The sequence below is a fragment of the Bradyrhizobium campsiandrae genome (assembly GCF_014529705.1).
Classification (GTDB): domain Bacteria; phylum Pseudomonadota; class Alphaproteobacteria; order Rhizobiales; family Xanthobacteraceae; genus Bradyrhizobium; species Bradyrhizobium campsiandrae.
Window position 1 is genome coordinate 64,166 of sequence record NZ_JAANIH010000043.1, and the last position, 14,912, is coordinate 79,077.

Here is a 14,912-nt window from a genome sequence, read left to right on the forward strand (position 1 = left end):
AGGCCGTCCGCCAATTACTTTAAGCTTAAACTATTTCCTTCCCGGAAGGCGTTGTCAAGGCGCTGGTCTTTGTCCCCTGCCCTGTTCTAATCGATGAACGCTGCGAGCTCCTCGGGCGTCCCCGAAGGAAAGGCCTCCTTGAGGAAGTCGAGGAAGGTCGATACGCGGGCGCTCAGCAGTCTGCGCGAAGGGTAAAGCGCCCAGAGCGCGATCGGCGGCGCATCGACGTCGCCCCAATGGACGAGCCTGCCTGCGCCAAGGTCGCGGCTGACAAGCGACACGGGCAGACGCGCGACGCCGACGCCTGCGCGGACCGCATCGCGGATCATGATGAGCGACGACAGGCGAAGCACCGGATCGGTCGTGATCCGGGCTTTCCGGCCTCGTGCGGTCACGTCCCAGGCAGGGCTTAGATCGCCCTGCCCCCGCACTACGCTCGGAACGGGGCGATCGCCGCGTGGACGCTTGAGATCGGGACCGGCCACGACTACGAGCCGGTCGCGCATCAGAATGCGTCCGACGAGCGTTTCATCCGGATCCGGATTGACCCTGATCACCAGATCATAGCCTTCCTCGATCATATCGACGGAGCGGTCCTCCGTCGTGATCTCGAGCCGGACGTCCGGATATTTCAGGGCGAAGCCGGCGGCCAGCTTTCCCATTGCGGTCTGCGAAAAAAGCAGAGGCGCGCTGACCCGCAACCTTCCGCGCGGCTTGTCGCCGCCCGAGGCGATCGCCGCCGCGCTCTCCTCGAGCTCGGCCAGCAACGCGCCCGTCCGCTCGTGCAGCGCACGCCCTTCCTGGGTGAGCTTCAATGTGCGCGCTCCGCGTTCGAACAGCCGCAGGTCGAGGCCGCTTTCCAGTTCGGAGACCCGGCGGGAGAGCGTCGCCTTCGGGCGCCCGGAGGCCCGGGCCGCGCGCCCGAACCCTCCATGCCTGGCAACGAGATTGAAATCGGCGAGGGCCAGCAAATCCATACGTTCCATCCTTGAGACGGTCTGCCCAAGTATAGGGTATTTTGGCTAGATGGCGGATCACTAACTTACTGGGACTCAGCAACCCCAACCAAAAACGATCCACATGGCTCGTCCTGATCGGAACAAGATCGCCATCGTGAGCGGGCGCAGCAGCGCATCCGATCTTGCACGCGCTGCCTTTGAATTTGAGGGAAATCAACCAACGCGCGACAGACCATGACTATTCTTTCACGCGACCGATATGGTCAACCTCGAAGGAGATGATGATCATGGCAACAGAAACCAAACTGCCTGTCACCAAGACGTCCACCGCGCCTGCAACAGCTGGCGAGGCGTGGCAGCCATTTCAGGCGCTGAGAAGCGAAATCGACCAGATCTTCGACGATTTTGGCAACGGTTTCTGGAAGCGGCCGTTCCGGTCGCTGGCACGGCTCGAGCGAGATCTGTCCAAGACCTTCAACGCGCCGGCCGTCGATGTCGCCGAGAGCGACAAGGCTTACGAGATCACGGCGGAGCTTCCCGGCCTCGACGAGAAGAACATCGACGTCAAGCTCGCCAATGGCGGTCTCACCATCCGAGGCGAGAAGAAGGAAGAGAGCGAAGAGAAGAAGAAGGACTACTACCTGTCGGAGCGCCGCTATGGCTCCTTCGAGCGCTACTTCGCACTGCCGGACGGCGTCAATGCCGACAAGATTGAGGCAACTTTCAAGAATGGCGTGCTCAAGGTCGTTCTGCCGAAGACCGAAGAAGCACAGAAGCCGGCCAAGACGATCGATGTCAAGGCCGCGTGATATGGTCAACCGAGATGAGGCTGCCAACAGTGCAGCCTCACCTCACGAACGCTCCCGGATCGAGGACGATCATGCTTGGATGGCTCGTTCGGATTCTGTTTGCCCTGGCAGCGCCCATCACGGCCTTGTTCGTCGCGCGTGACGCGCTGAACTTCGGTTTGATCCAGACGGTCGTGACCGTGTTGCTGGTGACCGCCCTCGTCTGGCTGATTGCCGTATACACCGAGCGAGACCGACGGGCTCCTCGATAATTGCTGGTGAAATGCCGTGCAAGCGGCCGTTACAAGGGCTCGTCGTCCAGCGTGGGGGGTTCAGCCTGCAGCGACACGAAATCGCCGCCGCCGTAGTCGTCCTCCGGATCGGGCCAGGTCGATTGAAGGCGGTCGTCAACGCCGCGGACACCTGGAACCTTCTCACAAGCCACGATCGCCGCCTGGCGTGCGTTCTCGCCCCTCACGACGCCTCGCAGCGTTACCACGCCTTTCCTGACGCTCGCGTTCAGGCCGATGGGCTGCCACGGCATGCCTGTCATGTTCGCAAGAACCGATCGGCGGATCTGATTGTCGTCTTCCGAATAGCCGGTTGCGCTGGTCAGCGGACCCGAGATCGCGGACAGGAAGTCGGACCGGGTAATGATGCCGACAATGCGATCATCCCGCGTGACAGGGACGTGATTCAATCTTCGTCGCTCCATCAGGTCGGCAATCTCGGCCAGCGGAGTATCTTCCCTGACCGTCACCGGATCACGCGTCATCACCTGCTCGACCTTGCCGCCGTTCTCCTTGACGAACTCACGCGCGGCGCGGTCCGCACCAAGCAGGATGGTCAGCAGCCGGTTGCGGGTATGCTCCGTTGCCAACTCGGCCCGCCGGACGAAATCACTTTCGCACAGGATGCCAACCAGCTTTCCCGCCGCATCCGTAACCGGCAGGCCGCTGATGTGGTGGCTCAGCATGACCTTGATGGCGTCGGCGATCGAGGCCTCTGGGCGAATGGCTATCACCCGGCGGGACATAATCTGATGCGCGCGCATGTCTTCGACTCCAGAGAAGCTTCACAGGTAATGGGCGCTCGGAACAGGGGCTTGATCAAGATCAACCCCCGGCGATGATCGGCTGCCATGCTGGCATGGCATCGGGGAATTTGGCATGCGCCTTCTGACGTTTTTCATCCTGGCGAGCTTTGCGACGGTGGCTGTCTCGAGCACGAAAGCGCCGGCGGAAACAACACCAGCCCCTGGTGCGCTCTCCGAGCTCATGACGCGGCTCCAGCTCCAGCATGCCAAATTGTGGTTTGCGGGCAAGCTCAGCAATTGGGGGCTCGCGAGCGACGAAATCCAACAGATCGACCGCAATCTCGAAACGGCAGGCAACCTCCTGTCGGATCGATCACGACTCGCCGTCACCAAGGATCGACTGCAGGCCGTCAACGAAGCGATCCTGCAAAAAGATGGGCCAGCGTTTACCAAAGCCTATTCGGCTTTGACGAACGATTGCAACGGATGCCACCGGACCAGCGGTTTCGCCTCGATCACGATCGAGGTCCCGGTCCGCCCGCCGGTCTCCAACCAATTATTCGTCGATCAACTCACCGAAGGCCGGGCGCTGGCCCATGCGTCCTGCGGGACGTGCCATGTCGTGGACGATGCCGCCAGGCAAACGCCGGCGTCCCGCCCCGCAGCGCCGAGCTTCCTTGAGATCGCAAATCGCCCCTCATTCTCGGCCGATGACCTCAGGCAATTCCTGGCATCGAGCCATCGCAGGCTCGGACCCGACCAAGCCATGCCCAACCCGCGACTGGCGGACTATCAGATCGAGGCCATCGTGGCGTATCTCGAGACGCTGAAGGCCGCATCGGGACGTTAGGATTGCATCAGCTCAAATGCTTCCGGTTGGGGGCAGCGGGCTAGAGGCCGTTGCCGAGGCGCTGACGATGCAGCTTCAGCGCCTCACGCACCTCGTCGTCTTCCAGGGCGTTCTTGAGCGTGCGATCCGACCGATTGGTCTCGACCTCCCGCTTGCCATGATCAGGAGCGAGCATCTCCTCCTTTGGCACCGCCGCGCTCTCGTGAGCCGCTTCACCATCCTTGCCCATTGCGCACTCTCCTGCCTCGTTGATCTCAATGCGACATCAGCAGGCAGACCGGGGCCTGTTGGTGCAGCGTTTGGGTCATGCCGCCGAAAATCCATTCTCCCAACCGGCTGTGTCCATAGCCGCCGGCGACGATGAGGTCGGCGTCGAGCTCGGATGCCAGCCGAATGAGATAGCCTCCATCCGGCTCCGCCGTGTGGACGCGGATCTCGTGCTGGCACTGCACCCCATGCCGCTGCAGATAACCAGCCACGTCGCGAACCCGCTTGCGGGCCGCATCCTGTTCGTTCGACGCGCAGATTTCGGCGATCGTGACCTGGGAGGCCCTGGTCAGAAACGGCATCGCGTCGCGCACGGCGAGGCGCGCCTCCCTCGTATCCTTCCAACCGACCACGATGCGGTCACCGGACAGCTTCGTCACGCGCTCCGGCACCGATAGCGTGGGACGCCCCATCCGCAACATGGCACCGACCGGATCGAAGAAGTGGGAGTGGCTGACCGTGTGCGATCTGCGCTTGACGACCACAAGGTCGGCCGCGCGGGCTTGCTCGACCAGGAAGTCGGTCGGATACTGCAAGGCCCAGCGCCATTCGACGGTCTCGTCTGGCAGCCCGACGACGCGCTTGAACCAGGCCTTCTTGGCCGAAAGCGTTGCCTTGATGCGCTTGAGATCTTCCTCGGTGGTCTGCTCGATGATGACGCCTTCGGCGACAAAGGGAGGCTCCACGGCCACCGCGGAAACACCCAGGACGGCCGCTCCGAACGTCTTCGCAATATCCCCCGCAACGGCAATCTGCCCTGCCTCCTGCTGCTCGGAATCGACGTAGACCATGACGCTTGCGACAGACATGATGATGCTCCGGCAAAGGATGCGATCGCTCTTTATCGCTTCACGATCGGCAATACGCTTGACCGAAATCAAACAATCCGCCTTTCCAGGCCGATGCGGCAAGTGATGAGACATTTCGCACTCCATTCCTGTACGACGGAAATGTTGACTTGGCTCAACCGCGCGACGTCATGACGTGGTCTGGTGTTGCCATGAGTGGATTTATCAGATCATTTCACGAAATTGGCCTAGCCGACGTCGGTCTGGTCGGGGGCAAGACCGCGTCGCTGGGCGAGCTGTATTCTGCGCTCTCCTCGCGAGGAATCGCCGTTCCCAACGGCTTCGCGATCACCGCCGACGCCTATCGTGAAGCGTTGTCACGTGACAATGTTGCGGGCGAGCTGCACCGGCTCCTCGACGGGATCGACAAGAGCAACATCAAGCTGCTCGCCAGCAGGGCGGCGAAGGCTCGTGCGATCATATACGAGGCGATGGACTCGCCTCTTCTCCGCCGGCAGATCGTGCAGGCGTACGGACAGCTCGAACGCGAGGCCGGAACTGGGGTTGCCGTCGCCGTGCGAAGCTCCGCAACCGCCGAAGATCTGCCGACGGCGAGCTTTGCGGGCCAGCACGAGAGCTTTCTCAATGTGCGCGGACCAAAGGATCTGTTCGATGCCTGTCGGCGCTGCTTTGCTTCGATCTTCACCGATCGTGCAATCTCTTACCGTATCGACAACGGTTTCGATCACTTCAAGGTCGCGCTTTCGGTCGCCGTGATGAAAATGGTCCGATCGGACCTGGCGGCGAGCGGGGTCGTCTTCACGCTTGATACCGAATCCGGCTTTCGCGACGTCGTCTTCATCACCGGATGTTACGGTCTCGGCGAGACCATCGTGCAGGGTCAGGTCGATCCGGACGAATTCTACGTCCACAAGCCGACGCTGAGTCAGGGTTATCGCCATGTACTGCAGCGCCGGCTCGGAGCGAAGCAAATCCGCATGATCTACGGCAAGGGGGGCGGCGACCATGCAACGCTCACCCGCAAGGTGCCGGAAGCCGAACGACGGAAATTCTGCATTTCCGACCCGGAAGTGCTGAAGCTTGCCGAGATCGCCGTCAAGATCGAAGCCCACTACTCCGAACACGCCGGGGCCGCGATGCCCATGGACATCGAATGGGCCAAGGACGGTGCCGACGGACAGCTCTATATCATTCAGGCCCGACCCGAGACGGTTGCCTCGCGGCGTTCGGCGGCCGTCTACGAAACTTATAATTTGAGAGAACACGGCCAAGTCGTTGTCAGCGGCCGAGCCGTGGGAGAGAAGATCGCTTCAGGCCGTGCGCGCCGCGTCGTGTCCGCGCACGACCTGGCGGCCTTCCGGCCGGGCGAGATCCTGGTGGCCCCCGCCACCAGTCCCGATTGGGAGCCGGTCATGAAGATCGCCGCCGGCATCGTCACCGACAAAGGTGGCCGCACCTGCCATGCGGCGATCGTGGCGCGGGAGCTCGGCATTCCCGCGGTGGTGGGAGCCACGCTCGCGACAGAAACAATCAAGACCGGAGCTGAAGTCACGATCTGCTGCGCCGAAGGCGATATCGGGCGAGTCTATCAGGGAAAGGTTGCGTTTGACGTGACCAGGACATCGGTGAGCGAGCTTCGGCAGCCCCGCACGGCCATCATGGTGAATGTCGGAACACCGGAGATGGCGTTCCGCACGGCGATGCAGCCGCAGGCGGGCGTGGGCCTTGCCCGGATGGAGTTCATCATCAGCGAGCATATTCGCGTGCACCCGATGGCATTACTCAAGCCGGACAAAGTGACGTCAGCCAAGGCGCGGGCCGAGATCGCGCGTCTGGTCAAGGGCTTCGACAGCCCGGCCGACTTCTTCGTTCAACGATTGGCGGAAGGTGTCGGCACCATCGCCGCGGCATTCTATCCCAAGCCTGTCATCGTGCGGCTTTCCGACTTCAAGACCAACGAATATGCCAGCCTGATCGGCGGAGATGGCTTCGAGCCCAGGGAGGAGAATCCGATGCTGGGATTCCGGGGCGCCTCCCGCTACAGCCACCCGGCCTACACGGAAGGGTTTGCTCTGGAGTGTGCGGCGCTCCGCGTTGTGCGACGGGATATGGGCCTCTCCAATCTGCGCGTGATGGTGCCGTTTTGCCGGACCGTCGAAGAGGGCCGGCGGGTGATCGCGACGATGGCCGCCAATGGTTTGAAGCGTGGCGAAGACGGTCTCGAAATCTACGTGATGTGCGAGATTCCGAATAACGTCATCCAGATCGATGCGTTCGCAGACCTGTTCGACGGCTTTTCGATCGGCTCCAACGATCTCACGCAGCTCACGTTGGGGGTCGACCGGGATTCCGATATCGTGGCCTTCGATTTTGACGAACGCGATCCCGGAATGCTGGAGATGTTCCGGCAAGCCATCGTCGGCGCCAAGCGCAACAATCGTCATATCGGCATCTGCGGCGAAGCACCTGCGAACTATCCGGAGATAGCGCGGTATCTGACGGGACTGGGCATCGATTCGATTAGCGTCAATCCTTCGAGTGTCTTTCGCACCATGGCCGTGGTGGCAGACGCCGAGACCAAACCGCCAGGATCCGAGGCCTAACGCCTCGCCGCCCGGTTCAGATCAGAGCCGGGACGGCAGCGGCATGAATACGTTCTGCCGCGGCGTTAACCCTGGTCATCGTCTTCGTCAGCTCCTCGTAGACGCGATCGTCAATGGTCACCGTACCGAAATTCGAATCCTCGCCATCAAATCGTCCCTGGGCGGGCTGATCGGCATGCTCGAACCAGTGATAGCCGACCACGTTCGGCTTGCTGAGGGCTGCCGCAACGTAGCCCTCGAAAGCCCGGGCGCGGTCGAACTGAGTAGCCAGCCTTGGCCCCGCCCCTTTGCTGTTTGGCAATCCTGCGTCATCGCCTCGAAATGAGAATTCGGAGATCAAGCATGGCTTGCCGGTCGCTGCATAAGCGTCAATGATCGGGCCGGGGTCGAAGTCGTAGCAATTGAAGGAGATCACATCCAGATGGCGGCCGGCCGCGGCAATGACGCCGGCCGGCGGCTGATAGCCGAAGCGGGATCCAAGGACGAGATGATTGGGATCGGCCGCCCTGATGGCCGCGACGCACAGCTCGAAATACTTGTCGGCCAACACGGCGACGAAGGCATCGCAATCGGCAGAGAATGCCTCGCGGACAGGATTTGCCAAATTGGCCTTGGTTTCGAGCGCATCGTTCAAGACGCCAGGCCGAAGTCTCACGAACGGTGCCGCGACATGTTCAATCCTGTCGAGTTCCTCCCAGGATCGCGCCTGGGTTCGCCAGACCGCATTGAACTGAGCAAAATCCCGATAATGCGCCTGCAGGCCCGAGATTGCGGCGACCTTGCCTGGCCGGCGAGACGGTAGATTCAGGAATAGCGTCAGAAGCTCGTCGTTGCCGCGCCAGTCAGGTGACCAGTACAGTTCGTTGTCGATGAATGTGCCGAGCAAGCCGGGATCATTGCGCCGATGCCTGCAACGCTGATCAGCGCTCGCATGGATGTGCGCTGAAAACTCGGGATCGAAGACATCCGGAAAGACCTGATCGCGGCGGTGCAGGCGGAAGGAGGCGCCGAGTTCGGCGGTCGGCGTCGTCGTCAGCAATTGCGATCCCGCGCCGGCAACAAGCTCGTCTGACCAGCAGCCAACTGTGTTGAATTTCCAGCTTGCGAGCCGGTCAGACACGGCCGTGCGCCACACCCCAAGGCTGCCATACTTGCTCCGGCACGCCTCGGCGTAAGGCACGTGTTCGGTCCCGCCGATGCCGTCCTGGTCGAAGCGGACCGTATTGACTCCCTTGGAGAGAAATCTGCCACCATCGGGATCGACCAGCCAGAACACACCGTTGCGCTCGGCAACGCGGAAAAAGCCGCTTCCGTCGAGGTCGTCGTCGACGATCCCTCCCCATTTCGTTCTTTGCAAGCGCTAGCCCCGGCAACGTTCTAAGGACGTCAATTCATCGCATGGCCGGCTCGGGGCTTCTTGACTTATCTCAATACCACTCGGAAGCGGCATGACTACCACTATCGCAGGACAACATGCCTGAGATCATTGGCTGACCGCACAACAGCATATCCGGTCACCGATCAAGCTGAATGAAGCAGGTCGTCGATGCCGACAACGCAACTGCCTGATACCGCAAGCCTGCGCCCCGATTTCATCTGGGGCGTTTCCACCTCCAGTTTCCAGATCGAAGGGGCAACGCAGGAGGATGGGCGCGGATCGAGCATCTGGGACATCTATTGCCGGGCTGGCGAAATCAAGAACCACGATACCGGCGACGTCGCGTGCGATCATTATCACCGCTACCGCGAAGATATCGGCCTCATGACGGCGCTGGGCGTTCAGGCCTACCGGTTCTCGGTGGCATGGCCGCGCGTCCTGCCGCAAGGGGACGGTCCTATCAACGAGGCAGGCCTTTCATTCTACCACCGGCTGATCGACGGGCTCCTGGCCGCCGGTATCGAGCCATGGCTGTGCCTGTATCATTGGGACCTTCCGCAGGCCCTGGAGGAGCGCGGTGGCTGGCTCAATCGAGAATCGGCCGTGTGGTTCGCCAACTATGCCAGCTTGATCGCCGCGCGCTTCGGCGACCGGGTCAAGCGCTTTGCGACATTCAACGAGCCGTCGATGTTCAGCCTGTTCAGCCGCTCGCTCGGCAAGCGGGATAGCAGCAGCGAAGACAAGCTGCACCGCATGATCCACAACGTCAATCTCGCCCACGGGAGGGCGGTGGACGTGCTCCGCGCCAACGTGATCAATGCCTCGATCGGCTGTATCCATAATCGACAGCCATGCCGGCCTTCGAGCGCAAGCAAAGCCGATGCGGCGGCCGCGGCACGCCTGGACGTGTACTGGAATGCGGCTTTTCCGGATCCGCAATGCCGCGGCGAATATCCGCCATCGATGCGCGCGGCGATCGAACCCCATATGCAGCCAGGCGACCTGACGCAAATTTGCCGTCCGCTCGACTGGTTTGGGCTGAACCACTATAGCCCGGTCTATGTGAAGGCCCGCGCGGATTCGATGCTGGGCTACGACTTCGGCGACAAGCCGCCCGGCGTTCCCTTGACCCCGATCGGATGGCCGATCGAGCCGGACGCCTTCCGTCAGACATTGCTGGCGGTCCACAGGGATTATGGCCTGCCCATTTACGTGCTCGAGAACGGATACGGAGATTTCGACCAACCCGATGGCACCGCGGCTGTGATCGACCCGGGCCGGATCGAATTCCTGAAGGCTTATATCAACGCGATGAACGAGGCGGCTTCCAGCGAGGTTGATGTCCGCGGCTATTTCGTCTGGTCGCTGCTCGACAACTTCGAATGGGACTCCGGGTACAGCATCAGGTTCGGCTTGAGCCACGTTGACTATGCTTCGCTGCGGCGAACCCCGAAATCGTCTTTCGCCTGGTATGCCGGGTTGATCAAGGCGATGCAGCGATGATCGAGGCTACCGCGCCGGGGCGAGTTCTGCCTGCCGATCCGCACATCGTGACCCTGACCATCAACCCGGCAGTCGACATCTCGACCTCGGTCGGGAAGATGGCGCCCTTCACGAAGATGCGCTGCGCCGAGCCTCATCGTGATCCCGGAGGTGGCGGAATCAATGTGGCCCGTGTCCTGAAACGGCTCGGCCTCGACGCAACCGCAGTCTACCCGGCCGGCGGCGCAACCGGGCAAACGCTGACGGCGCTGATTGAACGCGAGGACGTGCGCAGCATCGTGACCCCGATAGCGAACGATACCCGCGAAGACATCACCGTTTTCGACGAGACCAGCCGGGAGCAATTTCGACTGGTATTTCCGGGCGCCTGCCTCAGCGAGTTCGAATGGCGGCAATGTCTCGACGCAATTGCGCGCCTCAGTCCGCAGGCTGGGTTTGTCGTCGCAAGCGGCAGCCTGCCGCCCGGCGCACCGGCTGATTTCTATGGTAGGGTCGTTCGGGCCTCGAAAGGGTCCGCCAAGGTCATCGTGGATACGTCCGGTGCAGCGCTCAAGCCAGCCTTGGAGGCTGGCGTCTATCTCATCAAGCCCAACCTCCGGGAGTTTCAGGAGCTTGCCGGGACCAGCCGAGGCGACGAGTTCTCGCTGCTGGAGGCGGGCCGCCGCCTGCTCGAAGGCTATCGAATCGAGATCATTGCGCTCTCGATGGGCCCCGACGGGGCCCTGCTCATCACGCGCGACATCGCCTTGCGTGCGAACGGCCTTGCCATGGACCCCGTCAGCGTGTCTGGCGCAGGGGACAGCTTCCTTGGGGCGATGCTGTCGCGCCTCGCAAACGGCGACGGGCTCGAGAGCGCGCTGCGTTATGGCGTCGCCGGCGGTTCGGCGGCGCTGCTCAGCGCCGGAACGGGACTGTGTCTCGGTGCGGACGTTCATCGCCTCGCATCCAGCGTGAATGTCACGACCATCGCGGGCTATCATGCTTAGCAGCCAGCTATATCATTCGCCCGACGAACCGCAATTGTTGCTGCGCTTCTGGAAAATGGCCCGCGGCTTCTGGACGGGCCGATCGGCAGGCTGGGCGTGGCTGCTCACAGTCTTGCTGGTTGCGACGGTGCTTCTGCAATTGCTGACGCAGTACTACCTGAACTTCTGGAATCGCGATTTCTTCAACGCCGTGGAGCGCAAGGATGGCAAAGAGCTGCTCGGCCAGGCCTTGCGATTCCTGCCGCTCGCCGCGGCCAGCCTTTCGCTCGCCGTCTTCTCGGTTTGGGGCCGGATGACGCTGCAGCGGACATGGCGGGCGTGGCTTAGCGATGAACTCTATCGTTATTGGCTGGGACGAAATCGCTTCGTGCGCCTGAACTCCGTTGCAGGGGACTATCAAGCCCCAGAATATCGGATCGCGGAAGACGGCAGGCTGGCGACGGACCTCCCGGTCGACCTCATTCTCGGACTTCTCGCCTCGCTGCTGACGGCAGCCACCTTCATCGGCATCCTCTGGGTGGTCGGAGGCAACATCAGTGTTGGCGCAGGGGGCCTCACTGTGACCATTCCCGGGTATCTCGTGGTCGCCGTCGTCATCTATTCGATCGTCGTGGCCGCCACTACGATGCTGATCGGTCGCCGGCTGACGCACGTCCTCGAGGAGAACAAGCGGACTGAGGCGCAATTGAGGGCCATCGGCACCCATGTGCGCGAACGCGGCGAGGGCGTGGCGCCCGAAACCGAAGGCGAAGATGGACTCCGCGCGATTCGTCCTGCGCTCAAGGCGGTGATCGCCGCGTGGCTGGATTATTGCTGGCAGCTCATGCGCCTGACGGTCATCACCCACACGAACTCGCTGCTGACGCCCGTGATCGGCTTGCTGCTCTGCACGCCGAAATACGTCGCCGGCACGATGCTCCTCGGCGAGGTGGTTCAGGCGGCCGCGGCGTTCGTCATGGTCCAGGGCGCCTGCAGCTGGTTCACGGACAACTATCCACGTCTGGCGGAATGGGCCGCCTCGGCCAACCGCGTCGCATCGCTGCTTCTCGCGCTAGACAAGATCGATGAGGGCCAGAGATACGACGAGTCTGCCCACATGGGCAGTTGATCGGCGATACAGCCGGCTAAACGCAGGGACAATCCTTGGCCATTTCATCGAGACAGTACGTGAGAGCGCACAGGTGCGCAACGCGTTGGCCTTGTCCGAACCGGACGAATATCCGGCTCAGTCCAGCTTGATCCAGACCCCCTTCGTGTTCAGGTATTCGTCGAGCTGTTCGGTGCCGCCCTCACGGCCGTATCCGCTCATCTTGTAGCCGCCGAAGGGCAAGGCGGGATCGATGGCGTGATAGGTATTCACCCAAACCGACCCTGCGCGCAGGCTACGCGAGAGGATGTGCGCCTTGCTGACGTCACGGGTAAAGACACCCGCCGCAAGCCCGTATGGCGTCGCATTGGCTCGCTCCACGGCCTCATCCAGCGTATCGAACGGCAACGCGGAAATGACCGGACCAAAGATCTCATCGCGGGCAATCTGCATGTTGTCGGAAACGCCGGCGAACACAGTCGGCTCGACGAAATTGCCTCTCGCGAGGCTGCCCTCCCTCAATCGCCGGCCTCCGGCCACGACTTTCGCCCCCTCGTCGCGCCCGCTCTTCAGGAAGCCTTCGACCTTGTCGAGCTGTCGCTCGGAGACAAGGGGACCGATCTCCGTCGTGGGGTCGGCGCCATCACCGATCTTCAGGCTTGAGGCAAATTTCCCCAGCCGCTCGACCAACTCGTCATGAATCTTCCGCTCGACGAACAGCCGGGAGCCCGCGATGCAGATCTGGCCCGAATTGGCGAACGCGGCCATCGCAGCGATCGGCACGGCCTTGTCGAGGTCGGCGTCGGCGCAGACGATGACGGGCGACTTTCCGCCAAGCTCGAGCGACACCCGCTTGAGGTTGCCGGCAGAGGCGCGAATGATGGCCTGCCCGGTGGCCGTAGATCCCGTGAAGACGATCTTGTCGACGCCGGCATGTTCGGCCAAGGGTGCTCCGGCTTCGGAGCCCGTCCCGGTCACGACGTTGACGACGCCGGGCGGCACGCCGGCTTCGTTCATCAGATCCGCGATCAGAAGGGGCGTCAGCGGCGCCTCTTCGGAGGGCTTGAGCACGATCGTGCACCCGGTCGCCAGCGCAGGTCCGATCTTCCAGACCGACGCGGCCGTGGGCGCGTTCCAGGGAATGATCGCCCCAACCACGCCGACGGGCTCCTTGCGCGTGAACGAGACGATGTCGCCGGGCAGCGAATTGTCGATCGTCTGTCCGTGGATCGCGGTCGCCATGCCGGCGTAGTATCTGAGCATGCCGAGCACGCGAAGCTTGTTCGCCCGCGTCCTCACGATCGGCATGCCCATGTCCGCCGTGTCGGACCGGCTGATCTCCTCCCAGTGCTTCTCGAACAGGTCGGCAATCCGCAGCAGCAGAGCCTGTCGCTCGAACGGCTTGAAGCGGCTCCACGGTCCCACGAAAGCGCGACGGGCGGCGGTGACGGCGATGTCGATGTCGCCGGCATCCCCACGCGGGACACGACCGATCACTTCGCCGGTCGCGGGATTGCGCGTCTCGAAGACCTTTCCCGAGCGGGCCTCGACCCACGCGCCATCGACGAACATCTTGCGGGTTCGGCCGTCCACGGGAAATCGGATGTCGATCTTTGTCATTGGTTCAGTTTTTCCTGTCTCAACACGCATTCCCTGGCCTGGGCTGCCGGCTCCGCCACGCGAAGCAGCCGGACGCTCCGGAGTTGCTCGCCATCGTCTGGTCGTAGGCGATATCCTTTAGCGCAATACCAATAAAGAAGGGAACCGGGCCAACGTCGCCCGTCGCGATTGCCGGGGTCATGCGCTGGAGCGCCACGCCAGCCCCCTACCCTTGGCGAGAACTTCGACGAGGATCGCCGGATCGAGGCCGGCAGCGACAAGTTAGCGGATCTCGTTCACGTAGTGATGATGCGCGGTCGTCGCGCGGTGCTCGCTCAGGAGCGCAAGCGCACCGGCTTGATCATACGCTTCCTCGCGGATCACCAAAACGGCGTTCGGCGAAGCTAGCGCAAGTAGACGCCGATCCTCCTTGTCGGCGAGTTCCGCCGAAAGCTTCTCGCGTACCGCGGCAACGCGAATGCCGTAGGCGTCGAGCAGATGGAGGTAGAGCAGCGCGGGCACGTTCGCCGCCTTGTCCGGGAAATCGGGCACGCGGCGCGCAACGAGCCTTATTCGCGAATGCATCACCGGCACGCGGCCAACACGTCGGATGCGATGAAGACAGAGCAGCGGCTCACCAACGGCTTCCGCGAAGAGCACGGCCTCCTCCGCATCTGCCGGCCGACCCACCACGGACAGGACTTCGGGCACGGAGCGTTGGAGGCTGCCGTCTTCGCCATGAAGTCGGAAATACTGGAAGAAAAAGCGCAGACCGTGTTGCGGTGTGCGGCCGGTCACGACCGTCCCGGTCTTGCGCCGGCGCACCAGCATGCCGTCGGCCGTCAGGTCCGCGAGCGCTCGGCGCATGGTGCCGACCGCAACGCCGTATCGGGCGGCAAGCGCAACTTCGCCGGGGAGCACCGTGCCCGGAGCCAGTTCGCCCACCAGGATCGCCTCGGCGATCTGCCGCTTGACGTGCTCGTACAGCGGGACCGGCAGGCTCGATAGGCCGCTCGCCGCTGCTCTTGCCTGTTTACCGGTCACGCC

General features: G+C 62.5%; 14 protein-coding genes. 7 read left to right on the forward strand and 7 right to left on the reverse strand.

All coding sequences use genetic code 11. The features are described 5' to 3' along the window. Window positions 1-86: 86 nt before the first annotated feature. Entirely contained in the window at window positions 87-977 is an 891-nt protein-coding gene (locus tag G8O24_RS27780; RefSeq protein WP_188104913.1) for a LysR family transcriptional regulator, read from the reverse strand. Window positions 978-1,246: 269 nt separating this feature from the next. Here G8O24_RS27780 and G8O24_RS27785 point away from each other — a divergent pair, with 269 nt between their 5' ends. Together G8O24_RS27785 and G8O24_RS27790 are read left to right on the forward strand one after the other, a co-directional pair. After that, window positions 1,247-1,768: an Hsp20/alpha crystallin family protein gene (locus tag G8O24_RS27785; RefSeq protein WP_188104915.1), complete on the forward strand. Its 522-nt coding sequence runs from the start codon at window positions 1,247-1,249 to the stop codon at window positions 1,766-1,768. Window positions 1,769-1,839: 71 nt separating this feature from the next. Further along, a complete protein-coding gene (locus G8O24_RS27790; protein ID WP_188104917.1) occupies window positions 1,840-2,019 on the forward strand; it encodes a hypothetical protein in 180 nt (59 codons plus the stop codon). Window positions 2,020-2,048: 29 nt separating this feature from the next. Here G8O24_RS27790 and G8O24_RS27795 read toward each other — a convergent pair whose 3' ends face one another. Beyond that, complete coding sequence (locus G8O24_RS27795; protein ID WP_188104918.1) at window positions 2,049-2,801, reverse strand: CBS domain-containing protein; 753 nt, start codon at window positions 2,799-2,801, stop codon at window positions 2,049-2,051. A gap of 115 nt (window positions 2,802-2,916) precedes the next feature. Between G8O24_RS27795 and G8O24_RS27800 the strand changes: the two genes are divergently transcribed. Continuing rightward, window positions 2,917-3,633 (forward strand): c-type cytochrome, encoded by a 717-nt coding sequence (locus G8O24_RS27800; protein ID WP_188104920.1) that lies wholly within the window; start codon window positions 2,917-2,919, stop codon window positions 3,631-3,633. Between the two features lie 40 nt (window positions 3,634-3,673). On the opposite strand, the gene G8O24_RS27805 is transcribed toward G8O24_RS27800, so the two are convergent. Next, entirely contained in the window at window positions 3,674-3,862 is a 189-nt protein-coding gene (locus G8O24_RS27805; protein ID WP_188104921.1) for a hypothetical protein, read from the reverse strand. 25 nt (window positions 3,863-3,887) lie between these two features. Beyond that, window positions 3,888-4,823: a universal stress protein gene (locus G8O24_RS27810; RefSeq protein WP_244646023.1), complete on the reverse strand. Its 936-nt coding sequence runs from the start codon at window positions 4,821-4,823 to the stop codon at window positions 3,888-3,890. Window positions 4,824-4,900: 77 nt separating this feature from the next. Here G8O24_RS27810 and ppsA point away from each other — a divergent pair, with 77 nt between their 5' ends. Beyond that, complete coding sequence (gene ppsA / locus G8O24_RS27815) at window positions 4,901-7,312, forward strand: phosphoenolpyruvate synthase (RefSeq protein ID WP_188104923.1); 2,412 nt, start codon at window positions 4,901-4,903, stop codon at window positions 7,310-7,312. A 16-nt stretch (window positions 7,313-7,328) separates the two neighbouring features. Here the strand turns inward: ppsA and G8O24_RS27820 are convergent, their stop codons facing one another. Beyond that, the gene (locus tag G8O24_RS27820) at window positions 7,329-8,669 is read right to left on the reverse strand and encodes a glycoside hydrolase 5 family protein (RefSeq protein WP_188104926.1); all 1,341 of its coding nucleotides are present in this window, start codon (window positions 8,667-8,669) and stop codon (window positions 7,329-7,331) included. A gap of 189 nt (window positions 8,670-8,858) precedes the next feature. Between G8O24_RS27820 and G8O24_RS27825 the strand changes: the two genes are divergently transcribed. From G8O24_RS27825 to G8O24_RS27835, 3 genes are read left to right on the forward strand one after another with little or no spacing between them, the layout of a single operon-like run. Continuing rightward, window positions 8,859-10,193, forward strand: a complete 1,335-nt coding sequence (locus G8O24_RS27825) for a GH1 family beta-glucosidase (RefSeq protein ID WP_188104928.1) — start codon at window positions 8,859-8,861, stop codon at window positions 10,191-10,193. Then, a complete protein-coding gene (locus G8O24_RS27830; protein ID WP_188104930.1) occupies window positions 10,190-11,179 on the forward strand; it encodes a 1-phosphofructokinase family hexose kinase in 990 nt (329 codons plus the stop codon). The genes G8O24_RS27825 and G8O24_RS27830 overlap by 4 nt, the downstream gene beginning before the upstream one ends. Next, window positions 11,172-12,287 (forward strand): SbmA/BacA-like family transporter, encoded by a 1,116-nt coding sequence (locus G8O24_RS27835; RefSeq protein ID WP_188104932.1) that lies wholly within the window; start codon window positions 11,172-11,174, stop codon window positions 12,285-12,287. Before G8O24_RS27830 ends, G8O24_RS27835 begins: the two co-directional genes overlap by 8 nt. A gap of 117 nt (window positions 12,288-12,404) precedes the next feature. Here G8O24_RS27835 and G8O24_RS27840 read toward each other — a convergent pair whose 3' ends face one another. Beyond that, window positions 12,405-13,886, reverse strand: coding sequence for an aldehyde dehydrogenase family protein (locus G8O24_RS27840; protein WP_188104934.1), 1,482 nt, complete (start codon window positions 13,884-13,886; stop codon window positions 12,405-12,407). Window positions 13,887-14,147: 261 nt separating this feature from the next. After that, window positions 14,148-14,909 carry a GntR family transcriptional regulator gene (locus G8O24_RS27845; protein WP_188104941.1) on the reverse strand — a complete coding sequence of 254 codons (762 nt, stop codon included), beginning with the start codon at window positions 14,907-14,909 and terminating at the stop codon, window positions 14,148-14,150. Between the last annotated feature and the right edge of the window lie 3 nt (window positions 14,910-14,912).